The organism is Nonomuraea sp. NPDC049695 (genome assembly GCF_040674955.1).
Taxonomy (GTDB): domain Bacteria; phylum Actinomycetota; class Actinomycetes; order Streptosporangiales; family Streptosporangiaceae; genus Nonomuraea; species Nonomuraea helvata.
The window spans coordinates 1-11,814 of the sequence record NZ_JBFANV010000162.1; the positions used below are offsets into that span (position 1 = coordinate 1).

The 11,814-nt window shown below is 68.1% G+C and carries 9 protein-coding genes and 3 pseudogenes; 6 read left to right on the forward strand and 6 right to left on the reverse strand.

The features are described 5' to 3' along the window. Nucleotides 1-431 precede the first annotated feature (431 nt). The 3 genes from AB0J64_RS55385 to AB0J64_RS55395 all read right to left on the reverse strand — a co-directional run bounded on the left by AB0J64_RS55385 (nucleotide 432) and on the right by AB0J64_RS55395 (nucleotide 2,396). Entirely contained in the window at nucleotides 432-803 is a 372-nt protein-coding gene (locus AB0J64_RS55385; protein ID WP_364046342.1) for a DoxX family protein, read from the reverse strand. A 135-nt stretch (nucleotides 804-938) separates the two neighbouring features. Next, complete coding sequence (locus AB0J64_RS55390) at nucleotides 939-1,409, reverse strand: SAM-dependent methyltransferase (protein WP_364046344.1); 471 nt, start codon at nucleotides 1,407-1,409, stop codon at nucleotides 939-941. A gap of 318 nt (nucleotides 1,410-1,727) precedes the next feature. Then, nucleotides 1,728-2,396: a class I SAM-dependent methyltransferase gene (locus AB0J64_RS55395; protein WP_364046346.1), complete on the reverse strand. Its 669-nt coding sequence runs from the start codon at nucleotides 2,394-2,396 to the stop codon at nucleotides 1,728-1,730. A gap of 61 nt (nucleotides 2,397-2,457) precedes the next feature. On the opposite strand from AB0J64_RS55395, the gene AB0J64_RS55400 reads away from it, so the two are divergent. From AB0J64_RS55400 to AB0J64_RS55415, 4 genes and pseudogenes are all read left to right on the forward strand, one after another. Continuing rightward, complete coding sequence (locus AB0J64_RS55400) at nucleotides 2,458-3,150, forward strand: TetR/AcrR family transcriptional regulator (protein ID WP_364046348.1); 693 nt, start codon at nucleotides 2,458-2,460, stop codon at nucleotides 3,148-3,150. A gap of 91 nt (nucleotides 3,151-3,241) precedes the next feature. Then, a pseudogene (locus AB0J64_RS55405) lies at nucleotides 3,242-3,394 on the forward strand (DUF4158 domain-containing protein); the annotation flags it as partial. Nucleotides 3,395-3,422: 28 nt separating this feature from the next. Further along, nucleotides 3,423-4,175 carry a DUF4158 domain-containing protein gene (locus AB0J64_RS55410; RefSeq protein ID WP_364046350.1) on the forward strand — a complete coding sequence of 251 codons (753 nt, stop codon included), beginning with the start codon at nucleotides 3,423-3,425 and terminating at the stop codon, nucleotides 4,173-4,175. A 799-nt stretch (nucleotides 4,176-4,974) separates the two neighbouring features. Further along, nucleotides 4,975-6,266 (forward strand): annotated as a pseudogene (locus tag AB0J64_RS55415) (transposase). 125 nt (nucleotides 6,267-6,391) lie between these two features. On the opposite strand, the gene AB0J64_RS55420 reads toward AB0J64_RS55415, so the two are convergent. Both AB0J64_RS55420 and AB0J64_RS55425 read right to left on the reverse strand, forming a co-directional pair. Then, nucleotides 6,392-8,551, reverse strand: a complete 2,160-nt coding sequence (locus AB0J64_RS55420; RefSeq protein WP_364046352.1) for a hypothetical protein — start codon at nucleotides 8,549-8,551, stop codon at nucleotides 6,392-6,394. 62 nt (nucleotides 8,552-8,613) lie between these two features. Continuing rightward, the gene (locus AB0J64_RS55425) at nucleotides 8,614-8,847 is read right to left on the reverse strand and encodes a hypothetical protein (protein ID WP_364046354.1); all 234 of its coding nucleotides are present in this window, start codon (nucleotides 8,845-8,847) and stop codon (nucleotides 8,614-8,616) included. Nucleotides 8,848-8,973: 126 nt separating this feature from the next. Between AB0J64_RS55425 and AB0J64_RS55430 the strand changes: the two are divergent. Continuing rightward, nucleotides 8,974-9,537 (forward strand): annotated as a pseudogene (locus AB0J64_RS55430) (IS5 family transposase); the annotation flags it as partial. A gap of 355 nt (nucleotides 9,538-9,892) precedes the next feature. Here the strand turns inward: AB0J64_RS55430 and AB0J64_RS55435 are convergent. After that, on the reverse strand, nucleotides 9,893-10,849 hold the full coding sequence (locus tag AB0J64_RS55435) for a LysR family transcriptional regulator (RefSeq protein WP_364046356.1): 957 nt from the start codon (nucleotides 10,847-10,849) through the stop codon (nucleotides 9,893-9,895). A gap of 71 nt (nucleotides 10,850-10,920) precedes the next feature. On the opposite strand from AB0J64_RS55435, the gene AB0J64_RS55440 reads away from it, so the two are divergent. Beyond that, nucleotides 10,921-11,682, forward strand: a complete 762-nt coding sequence (locus AB0J64_RS55440; RefSeq protein WP_364046358.1) for a class I SAM-dependent methyltransferase — start codon at nucleotides 10,921-10,923, stop codon at nucleotides 11,680-11,682. Nucleotides 11,683-11,814 lie beyond the last annotated feature (132 nt).

Genomic DNA, 11,814 nt, shown 5'->3' on the forward strand with positions numbered 1-11,814 from the left:
GCCCTGTCGGCGCTGTTCTGGTCCCATCTGAACCTGTACGGCAAGTTCGAGCTCGACATGAGCAAACAGCTCGACCTCGGGCCGGGGCCAGCGGGTCAGCAGTCAGGTGATCCGCTCTGAGCGACGAACGCTCTTTGCGGCCGGTGGGCCGGGCGCGGGCTGGGACCTGCACGAGTTCCGCCACTCGGCCCTGACTCACCTTGGCCAGGCCGGAGCGAGCCTGCTGATGCTGATGGCCAAGTCCCGGCACAAGAAAGCCGGAGAACCTGAGCCGCTACTTCAAGCTCTCCCCAGATGCCATCGCGGAGCTCACCAGTCTGCTCGCCCCTGGCGACAGCAGGCGCTGAGGGGGTGCGCTCAGCTGGTCCGGTCAGAGCGTTCCTCACGGAATTCTCTCACCTGTGCTGGGACTCTCGAGAACTCGGCAGAGGTCAGAAGGCGTAAAGGCCGAAGCGGCCCCAGGCGATGACAACGGCCAGCGCGAGCAAGGCCACGTTGACGGCGATGCCCGACGACTCCTTGCGGCGGGCGTGGGTGGCGGCTGCACCGAGCATAGTGATGGCCAGGCCGGTGGCGGCCAGCGGAGTGAGGGTTGGGGCGATGTCGGTGACGGCGGGCAGGATCAGGCCGACGGCACCGAGAAGTTCGACCACGCCGATCAGCCGAACCTGGGTGGCGGTGAAGTCCTCCACCCAAGGCATCGCGGGACGCAGCTCCTCCTTGGGCCGGATGGACTTCATCACCCCGACCAAGCCGAACGCGGCGGCCAGAATGGCCTGCAGTATCCACAGGAATACGTTCATATCAGTAGCTCTCTCTATTGGATGATGCAGAGGTGCTCGGCCTGGTCGCAGACACGGGTGATGGGTGTCGTCTTCGAGAGGCCATGGCCCTGCGACTAGGTTGATCATGGACGCGGGGGCCCGCCGGCCGGAACCTCAGTAGTAGGAGCTCATGAGCTCGGTGGCCCAGGCCGGTTGGGTGACCGGATGGCGGGGGGCGAACTCAATCAGGTAGGGCTTGATATCCAGGATGGGGGTGCCTGACAGCGCGTCCAGGTCGGCGACGTGCAAGTTCAGGCCGTCCACGGCGAGGAGTCGGCAGCGGGAGACACCGAGACGGTTGGGACGGTACGGCCCCCGGTGAGCGAAGATCCCTACAGGGGCCGCGCTCGGGTTCCCTCGTGGGGGACGGGGATCGGTGCGTACCTCGGCTGAGTCGATCCGATCGAAGAGGAAGACGACCTCCAGGTGGGAGAAGCCCTCCAGGCCGAGCACCGCCGAGGCGGTGAAGGTCTCACCGTCCAGCCGGATCACGGCTCGAACGTCGTGCCAGTCGTCTTCGACCATCTCGCTGCGACCGCCCACCACCCGGCCGACTGGTCGCAGGGTCACGGTGTCGGTTGTCATGGTGATCTCCACGTTCTCGTAGCGCCCGAGGGCACCGCGGTGTTTGGCTAGGGTGTTCGAGCCGGTTGAACAGCACGGATTCGCCGTTCAGGTGAATCGGGGTTCAGCCGCCAGAGTCCCGGCCGCAACTGCCGCACGCGGACCGGCCGGCGAGTCGTCGGCACTCACCGCGACCGATCAGCCTCAAACGCCCACCTGGACTACGAGCGGCGCTCAGGGCCAACACCCGGCACGTCGACCATTACGCCGCCCAAGCTCGACCTGCTCGGGCGGCGTGAAACTTGCCACAAACCTACAGAAATCCGCGACCGGAGATTGCTAGGCGTCGCGGCGCAGCGTGAACCAGAAGGTCGGCACCGAGTTGGTCCCCGGTGTGACGTCGAGTAGTTCCCATCCGGGGAACCTGGCGCGGAGCTCGTCGGCCGTGACGCCCGCCGCCCACGAGGCGACCTCGGGGGCCGGATTGCCGGACGGCTCGGGGCCGTACCCGAACATCAGCAACCGCGCTCCAGGAGCGGCGCGGTGGGTGAGCCCGGCGGCGTAGGCGTCGCGGCGGTGCAGCGGGATCCCGCAGTAGCAGCTCAGGTCGAAGAACAGGTCGAAGGGGCCCGGCACGTCCAGCTCGTCGAGGCGGGTGGCGTCTCCGTGCAACAGCCGTACCGCCACTCCCGCCTCCGCAGCCTTCTTTCTGGCCTGGTCGACGGCGCGGTCGATCAGGTCGACGGCCGCCACCTCCCAGCCGTGCCGTGCGAGGTAGATGGCGTTGGTCCCCATGCCGCAGCCGAGTTCGAGGGCGCGTCCGGGCGGCAGCGTGCCGTGCCCCTCTACCAGGGCGACCAGCTCGGGCGGCGTGACGCCGGTGTCCCACGGTGGCTTGCCGGTGCGGTAGTAGCGCTCCAGCGCGCGGTGGACGGACTCCTCCTCCGGGTCTCGCTGCGTTGAGGCCAGGTCCGGTTCCGGCTGCTGGGTGGCGTTGGGCTGGTCCATCGTCTCCTCCAAGAATCGAGAGTTGAACTCTAGTGACGTGCTCTAGAGATATACTCCCAATATGGACACAGTCAAGCGGCCGGACAAAAGAGCCGAGCGCTCACGCCGTACCCGTGAGAAGGTCGTCGAGGCGGCTCGCGAGCTGTTCGTCGCGCAGGGTTACGGGGCGACGAGCCTGCAGGAGGTCGCGGACCGGGCGGGCGTGGCCGTCCAGACGGTCTACTTCGTCTTCCACAACAAGCGCACGCTGTTCAAGGACGTCGTCGACACGTCCATCGCCGGGGACACCGAGCCGGTCGCCACCATGGAACGTGAGTGGTTTCGCACCGCGTGCGCCGAGCCCACCGCAGCCGGGCAACTGCGCGCGCACGTCCACGGCACCCGCGAGATCCTGGGCCGGGTCGCCCCGATCATGCCGCTGATCGCGGCTGCCGCGGCCACCGACCCTGAGATCGCCGCACAGTGGCCGGACGGCCCCGACCCGCGTTACACCGTGCAGTACGCAGCGGCCGAAGCCCTGGTCAGCAAGCCCGACGCCCGCCCCGGCCTCTCCATCGAGATGGCGGCGGACCTGCTGTTCGGCCTGCTCAGCCCGCAGCTCTACCTGATCTTCGTCCGCGACCGCGACTGGTCACCGGACACGTGGGAAGAGTGGGTCCGCACCGCCTTGACCTCTCAACTCTGCGCCGATCCTGGCTGGGGTCCCGGTAGCAATGAAGAAATTTCCATCGAAGTACCGCCTGACCTGCGGTAAAGGCTGCGTTTGACGGGTTGGTGATCACTGCCGCTACGTTCGTTCCGGTTTCGTCCGGTACGGCACGTGGAGTGGTGCGTTGCCAGAGAAGATGTTCTCCGAGGAGCAGTTGGAGCAGCTGCGTTCGTTCCCGGAGATCAGCGCGGATGAGTTGATCCGGTATTTCACGCCGACGTCGGCTGACATGGCGTTCGTGAGTCCCGGCGGGCGGGGCCCGGTGGACCGGTTGGGCATGCTGGTCCAGCTGTGTACGCTGCCGTGGCTCGGGTTTCGTGCCCGACGATGTGGCCTCGGCGCCGCCGGCGGCGGTGGCCCGGGTCGCGGAGCGGCTGGGTGTGGCGCCGGCGGCGCTGCGGCTGTACGGCAAGCGCGAGCAGACCCGCTCGGACCATCTGGGCCTGGTCGCCAAGTATCTGGAGTGGCAGACCGCTCCGGCGGGCAGCCAGGCGATGAAGGAGCTGGAGCAGTTCCTGCTGGACCGGGCGATGGAGCACGACTCGCCGACGCTGCTTTTCAACCTGGCGCGCGAGTATCTGATGGCGGCCAAGGTGATCCGGCCCGGCGTGCTCATCTTGGCCAAGATGGTCGGCACGGCCCGCAAGGCGGCCTCCGATCTGACCTCTCAGCTGGTGGGGCACCTGCTGACCGCTGAGGTCCGCGCCGACCTGGAGCGGATGCTGGCCGTGGATGCGGGGCTGGGGATGACCCGGCTGGAGTGGCTGGTCAGCCCAGCCCGGGACGCCTCGGCGACGTCGGTGAAGACCGCGATCGACAAGCTGACCTGGCTGCGCGCGATCGACGCGCACCAGATGGATGTGTCGGTGCTGCCGAACGAGCGCCGCCGGTTCCTGGCCCAGGTCGCACGTCGCTCGACCAACCAAGGGCTGGAGCGGCCAAGGAGCGCAAGTTCCCGATCCTGCTGGCGTTCGTGGCGCAGGCCGCGGTCGACCAGCTGGATGAGGTGGTGGCCCTGTTCGATCAGGCGGTGTCGGCGCGGGAGTCCGGGCGAAGTCCAAGACGGATGAGGCGCTGGTCGAGCGGGCCAAGAAGGGCGAGGCCCGGCAGCTGCTGATGGATGTGATTCTGCCCGTGCTGGCCGACCCGTCGGTCCCCGATGATGAGGTGGGCGGGATGCTGCGCGAGCGGATCGGCATGCAGCGGCTGCGGGAGATCACCTCCGATGCATGGAAGCCGCTGCCCCGGGACCATGGTCGGCTGTCGGAGCTGGAGTCCTCCTACACCTACCTGCGCCAGTTCACCCCGAACGTGCTGGCCGCGATCGACTTCCAGGGCGGGCCGGGCACAGGCGAGCTGATGGAGGCGGTGGCCATCTTGAAGGAGATGAACCGGCTCGGCGGCCGGAAGGTGCCCGCGGGGGCGCCGACCGGCTTCGTGCCGACCAAGTACGCCGACTATCTGATCAAGGCCCGCGAGTCCGGAGAGGACACCGCCTACCGCCCCTTCTGGGAACTGTGCGTGATCTTATGCCTGCGGGACGGGCTGCGCAGCGGGGACGTCTTCGTGCCGGGCTCGCGCCGCTACGCCGACCCGGCCACCTACCTGTACACGCCCGAGCAGTGGGCGCCCCGGCGCGGCGAATACTGCCGCCTGGTGGGCAAGCCGCCGCACGCGGCCGAGGCGCTGGAGCAGGGCAAGGAAGAACTGCACGCCGCCCTGCAGGAGCTGGAGAAGACACTGGCCAGCGCCGCGCCCGACGACACCGGCATGGTCCCGCTGGATGAGGACGAGCACCTGGTGGTGCCGCCACTGACGGCCGAGGACGTACCCGCCGAGGCCAAGGCGCTCAAAGACGAGCTGGCCACGATGCTGCCGTTCGCCGATCGCCTCGCTGCTGATCGAGCTGGACGCCGCACGCACTTCCTGGACTGCTTCACCCACGCCGGCGGCCGCAAGCTGACCACCTCGACCGAGACCAAGCGCAACATCCTCGCGGTGCTCATCGCGATGTCCACGAACCTCGGCCTGGCCCGGATGTCGGAGGCCTGTGGGGTGTCCTACGACGTTCTGGCCTGGACGATGGAGTGGTACGTGCGGGAGGAGACGCTGCGCGAGGCCAACACGGTCATCGTCGACCACCACTACCAGCTGGAGCTGGCCAAGGTGTTCGGCGGCGGCACCATGAGCTCCTCCGACGGCCAGCGCTTCCCCGTCCGCGGCAAGACCCTGACTGGCCGGAACATGGTCATTCACGGCGGTCAGGTGCTGTCCACCTACACCTACGTCTCAGATCAGTGGTCGACCTACGGCACGAAGATCATCGTGCCGACGGCGCGGGAGGCGCACCACGTCCTGGACGACTTCCTCGGCAACGCCACCGACCTTCCGATCACCGAGCACGCAACAGATACGCACGGCGCCACGCTCATCAACTTTGCCCTGTTCGACCTGGTCGGCAAAGCCCTCACGCCGCGGATGCGGGACCTGACCCGGGTCACCCTGGCCCGTGACGACACCCCGACCGAGATCGCCAAGCGCTACCCGCACGCCGGGCCGCTGCTGGGCGCGCGCTGGAACGATGACCTGGTCGCCGACTGCTGGCCGGACCTGCTGCGGATGGCCGGGTCGCTGAAGTACGGCCAGGCCACCGCTTCGCTGATCGTCGGCAAATGGTCGGCCGCCTCTCGGCAGAACACCCTGGCCGCCGCGCTGAAGGAGTGGGGCATGCTGCGCAGGACAGTCCACCTGGCCAAATATCTGTCGGATCCGGCCTTTAGAAGGAAGATCTCCCGGCAACTGAACAAAGGCGAGAGCCTGCACTCGCTGCGCCGGACCTGCACTACGTCCAGCAGGGCACCATCACCCGGCCGCATCTGGAGCAGCAGACCGAGCAGGCGTGGTGCCTGACCGTGCTGACCAATGCGGTGGTCGCCTGGACGACAGAATATTATTCCAGAGCGGTGCTGGAGCTGCGCTCCCAGGGCCAGGGGGTGAGCGACGAGATCCTCTCGCACATCTCACCCGGCCACAGCGACAACATCAACTTCTTCGGCGTCATCAACGTCGACGTCGAGGCGGAACTGGCCAAGCTCGACACCAGCGGATGGCGGCCGCTGCGGCCCGCGCAACTGCGTGAACTGGGGCTGACACCTGAGTGACACCAGGCCGTGCCAGGAGCCGACCTGACAGCCACATCGTCGTGCCCGACGATGTCACCTCGGCGCCGCCGACCCTCTTCCGGCCCTCGTGCGGATTTGTCAGATGGTATGTGGGTCGAGGAGCCCTACTCTTCGTCCGAGTCTTCGAGAAGCTCGCGCACTTCGATGACTTCGGTCGGGACGTCTTCCGCAGGCCAGCTCGCGGCGAGGGCCTGGATCATGGGACGGTGCTCTTCCAACGTCTCGTCCCGTGCGAGGACCAGGGCGGCGGCTGCCTGGATCTCCAGCTCGGGGCAGCGGGTCGCGCTCAAGAGGACGTCGACGGAGTTGTCGCTCCGGAACTCCCCCAGCAGATACAAGGCCTGACTGCGCTCGCTCATCGGGACGGCTTCGTCGCACACGATGTCCCCAAGGGCCTGGACGAGCCGGGGGTGGGAGTGCTCGACGGACCACAGCACGTCTCTCACGGTGTCGAGGACCTGGTCGCGAAGCGAGTCGGCGCTCTCTAGCGAGTCGGCGAGCACGGGCAGGTCGTCCTTTGCGGCGATTCTCAGCGCCGACAGGGCGGTGAGGTGGGCGGCGCGGGGACCATACTCGCGGCTGAGCTCGGGCGGGGACGGCGGCTGCCGCAGGATCTCCTGGATCAGCGTGAGGACGAGCGCCCTCGCCGGTTGCCGGGCCTCTTCGCCACCTCGTGCGAGGGCGCCTTCCGCGTCCCACCAATGGTCCAGGGCGATGCCGACGGCGGCCACGTCGCCGCTTTCGAGCATCGTGCGCATGGCGTCGTGGTACGAGTCGTCCGCCGTGGGGAGGCGCAGCCTTCTGTGCGCGCTACGCAGGTCCGGGTCCTGCAGCCGATGCCCCTCCCAGTGAACGCTGTGCGGCTTCCCGAAGACCAGGTCGACGGGGTTCTGGCCCCAGAAGCGCGCCGGAGGACGCTCCTCCCAGCTTTCGGCCAGCTCCTCCATGACCGCACGGTGACGGTCCAGGCCGCCGGTCTTCACCAGGTAGGAGACCGCGTGCACCTGCACGTCCGGCTCCCCCTCGCGGATCGCACGCACAAGGACGTCGTCGGCGCCCGCGCCGAGCCCGTCGGCCAGGATCCGGATCGCCGTCTCCTTGGTGCCGTGGGAGGCGGATAGGTCGAAGATCACACCGCTCACCGCCTCGACGAGCCGGGCGTCCGCAGGTTCGGCCTCGTTGAAGAGCCCGTACGCCATCCAGATGGCCTCATGCCGGACGGTGTCGGAATCCGTCCGGCCGAGGATGTCCACCAGCAGGTCGGCGTCACCCGGTTTCGCGTGCTGCGCCCCGATCATGTTCAGCGCGCTCACCTCGGCGGGTGAGATTGGACGACGGAGCACCTCGCGGGCGCGCTCCAGAACCTCGGGCAGGTAGGCGTCCGCCAGGTCGGAGTCGTCCAGGACGTGCCGCAGCCCCTCCCAGTATTCGTAGTGGTCGAGTGCGATGCCCACGGCGATCGGGTCATCGCTGCGCAGCAGCGTGGTGAACGCCTCCAGGCACGTCTCGTCGGTCAGCGGGAACCGCAGCTCGTCGTGAGCGTTCCGGAGGGCCGGATCGTCCAGGTGGGCGTCCTTCCAGTACGTGCTGTGGAAGCCCACGAGCGCATCACGAACGTCGCTGGAAAAGGGGCCCGCGTCCTCCGGCCAGGAGTCGACGAGCTGCTGGAGCAGCTCGCGGTGCACACGAACCTTCTTGGGCGATGTCAGCTGCCTGGCGGCGCTGACCTGGACCTTGAGGTCGCCGGACGCGGTAAGGCGGATGAACAGTGCCTCCACCTCGGGCATGTCGAGACCGCCCAGGGCATGGATCGCGGCTCCGCGATCCCGCGCGTCCAGGCTCTCGTCGAGGGCGATCGCGCGCACGGCCGCCAGGAGCCGAGGGTTCGGCTCCTCCGCGTCCTCGAGAGCAGTGGACGCGGCCATCACCCCTTCCTCCCGCAGCCCGGGGTCCGAGGTGGTTTCCAGAATCTCGGCGATCCGGTCGGCGTCCTCGTCTTCACCGAGGTGCCACACCATGGTGAGCGACCAGGAGAGCGCCCGATGCCGGTTCTCGTCGTCGAGCGTGGACGACCGGTCCAGGAGGTCGCGGGCGACGAAGAGAACCTCGTTGTTCAGTGGCCAGTACGGGTTGTCCACTCCCCATCTGGTGTTCGCCTGCGCCTGCTGATAATCGCTCAGCGCATCGCACACGACACCGAGGTCGCCACTGTGCAGCCGCTGACTGAACTCTCCGAGAAACGACGCTTCATCGCCGTCCGACATAGGGCCTCCTCCATGATCGGCTTACCAGACTGGCAGACCCGTCTGCTCCACGTCCTCCCGTTTCAAGGCTCCCTTCGCCCGGCCGAAGCCGGTTCGAATGCCGGGCCCCCTGGGCAGCGCACGGCTTTGATTAGCAGGTCCTGAAGGGTTTTCTGCTCCTTGTAGGACAGGCCGGCCAGCGGCGAGTCCTCGGACAGGATTCCGATCAGGGCGAGTCGCTTGGCTCTGCGGTCGTGCGGATGGGCTCGCCGCTCGGTGATCCCCTGCTTCTCCAGCCGGTCGGCAACGGGGGTCATTAGCAGACGGCGATCGTCACAGCGTCGCGCTGAGCTTGGAGTTGCTTCATGTCGGCGCGCTCCTCGGCCTGCTGACCGGACTCCAGCTGAGCAGCTCGCGGTCCGACGGCGAGGTCATCGCATCAGCACGCGGCGGGCGCCTCCCGGCACGGCGAGCTCCAGGCCGAGCCACCCGGTGGGGTGCGGCCCGAGCCTACCGATCACGCCCTCGGACGGTCCCGGGGCGGGCTGTCGACCAAGCTGCACCTGGCGTGCGAGCAGGGACAACGGCTGCTGGCCCTGGTGCTCACCGCCGGGCAGCGCGGCGACGCACCGCAGTTTCCCGCGGTGATGGCCGCGATCCGGGTACCCCGGCTCGGCCCCGGCCGCCCGCGCACCCGACCCGAGATCATCCGCGCCGATAAGGCCTACTCCTCACGCGCGATACGGCAGCACCTACGCTCACGCAGGATCCGATGCACCATCCCAGAGCCTGCTGACCGGATCGCCGCCCGGCAGCGGCGCGGCGCCCGCGGCGGCCGGCCTCCAGCCTTCGACCCCGTCGACTACCGCGCCCGCTCAGCCGTCGAGTGCGGCATCAACCGGCTCAAACGACACCGCGGCATCGCCACCCGATTCGACAAACTCGCAGTCCGCTACGAAGCCACCGTCCACATCGCCGCCATCAACGACTGGCTCAACATCCTTTGAGACACGTCCTAACCGCCTGGCCGGCCTCCTGCGGGCCGGATCGGAAAACCTGGCCGACACCCATACCGGGCCCTACGCCGACCAGATCACCCCGGCCACCCAAGCCCGGGGGCCGCTAGTGTCATGCGCCTGAAATTTGTAGGTTAAGTATTAGCCTGTTGTGGTGTCGTATTCAGGGCCTTCCGCGGTGGAGATCACGCTGTCTGACTACGAGCGTGCCGAGTGGGTGCGTCGGACGGGAGTGCCGGAGCGGCGCCGAGCTGAGCAGGCCCGCATCATCCTGGCGTGTGCCGAGGGCATCTCGAATACGGGCACGCTCAATCCACTTCCATACTTGTAAAGTGGTGGGTTCTCCCTACCGGCGGGTCCTCCTCGTCAGAAAGCTCGGCTGAGCTAGGAGGTCGGTCAGTATCCCGAGCATGGCGTCGACCGCGGGGGCACGCAACGGCGGGACCGCCACCGCGACGTACAGGCCGCGGGTCGGCAGGGGTGGGATGGTGGCTCGCAGGACCACGTCGGGCCGGATGGCCGAGTGCGCCAGAGTGGGCACGAGCATCACGCCCGCGCCCGCCGTGACGAGCGCCTGCTTGCTGTTCCAGTCGTCGCACCAGAAACCGATGCGCGGAGCGGCACCGAGCGCCTCGGACAGAGGTGCGGTGGGGCCGAGACAGTCGGGGTGGCTGCCTTCGATCCAGGTCTCCTCCACAAGATCCGACAGGCGTACCCGGCGCTGCCGGGCCAGCCGGTGCCCGGCAGGCAGTGCGACCCACAACTCCTCGGCGAGCAGGGGGATCAACTCGACGCCGTCGACGGCACGCTGAGGCACGCTCGCATCAGTCGTGTCACGGTCTGTACTAAGGTGCCAGTCCGTGACGAGTGCGAGATCGATCCGGCCGTCCCCCACCGCTGTGAGGAGTGCCGCCTGATCCGTCTGCAGCAGGCTGAGTGACACACCGGGGTAGGCGCTGGCGAAACGGCGCAACGCCTCGGGCACGAGCACGATGTTGGCACTCGTGAAGGCGGACAGCCGCAGCTCGCCCGACGCCAGCTGGGCAAAGGACGCCAGTCTGGCCTCCAGCGTTCGCAGGCGGGCCAGGCTGTCGCGCGCCAGGTCGACCGCGACCTCTCCGGCGGGGGTCGGCCGCACTCCACGCGGCACCCGGGTGAACAGCCGCATTCCCACTCGTCTCTCCAAGCCCGCGATCTGACGGGAGACCGCGGGTTGGGTCATCGAGAGTGCCTCGGCGGCGCCGGAGAACGACCCATGGTCGGCAACCGCGACGAGCACCTGCAACGCCCACGTGTCCAACATGCGCCAAGCGTATAGCTGCCCCAACCAACCTGCAGTTGTGCTTATGCCTGCTGCCAGCCCACCCTGAACCGGTGACCCCGACTACCAGCACAGCGGCCGGAGAGGCCGTACCCGCCGTCGCCAGCCAATTGGCCTTCCTGACCGAGTGGCTGCCGCCCGCCCCGGCGCGCGTCCTCGACGCAGGCTGCGGGCGCGGCCACCTCGCGCTCGCGCTCGCCCGCGCCGGTTACACGGTGGCCGCAGTCGACATCGACCCCGAAGCCGTCGCCGCAACGACCGCCCTCGGCGTCGCCGCGATCGAGTCCGACATCGCCGACTACAACGACCGCGCGTTCGACGCGATCGTGTTCTCCCTGTCACTGCACCACACCGCCCGGCTGGCGGAAGCAGTCGAGCGGGCACGAGCGCTGCTGGCCCCAGGCGGAATCCTGATCGTCGACGAGTTCGCCTGGGAACGCGCCGATCGCGCCACCGCGTCGTGGTTCTACGACATCGGCGCAGTACTGGCCGGAACCGGCCTGACCGCGTTGCCGGAGCACGGCGCCGCTGTGAAAGACCCCCACGCGAAATGGGTGAACCAGCACCGCGACGAGCACCGCCTGCACTCAGGCGACACCATGGTGGACGCGATCCGTGCGGCCTTCGAGATCCACGAGCTCGTACGCGTCCCCTACCTGCATCGCTACCTCGCCAACGAGCTCAACGACGACACCGCCACCCGGCTTTTCGCCTCCCTCCAGCAGATCGAGCAGCTCCGGATCACGCACGGCGACCTGACCGCCGTCGGACTACGCCTGCTCGCCCACCCCGCGAACAGAGAGAGCCAAGCATGACGAACATCATCAACACCGAGCGGGTGTGTCCAGTCAGCGGCGTGCGCCGTGAGGCGCTGTGATTTGAGCGGAGGTGGGAGACCTTCGCCTTCGGCCTGTCGCAGCAGGTCGGTGAAGCTGAGGGCAGCCTGA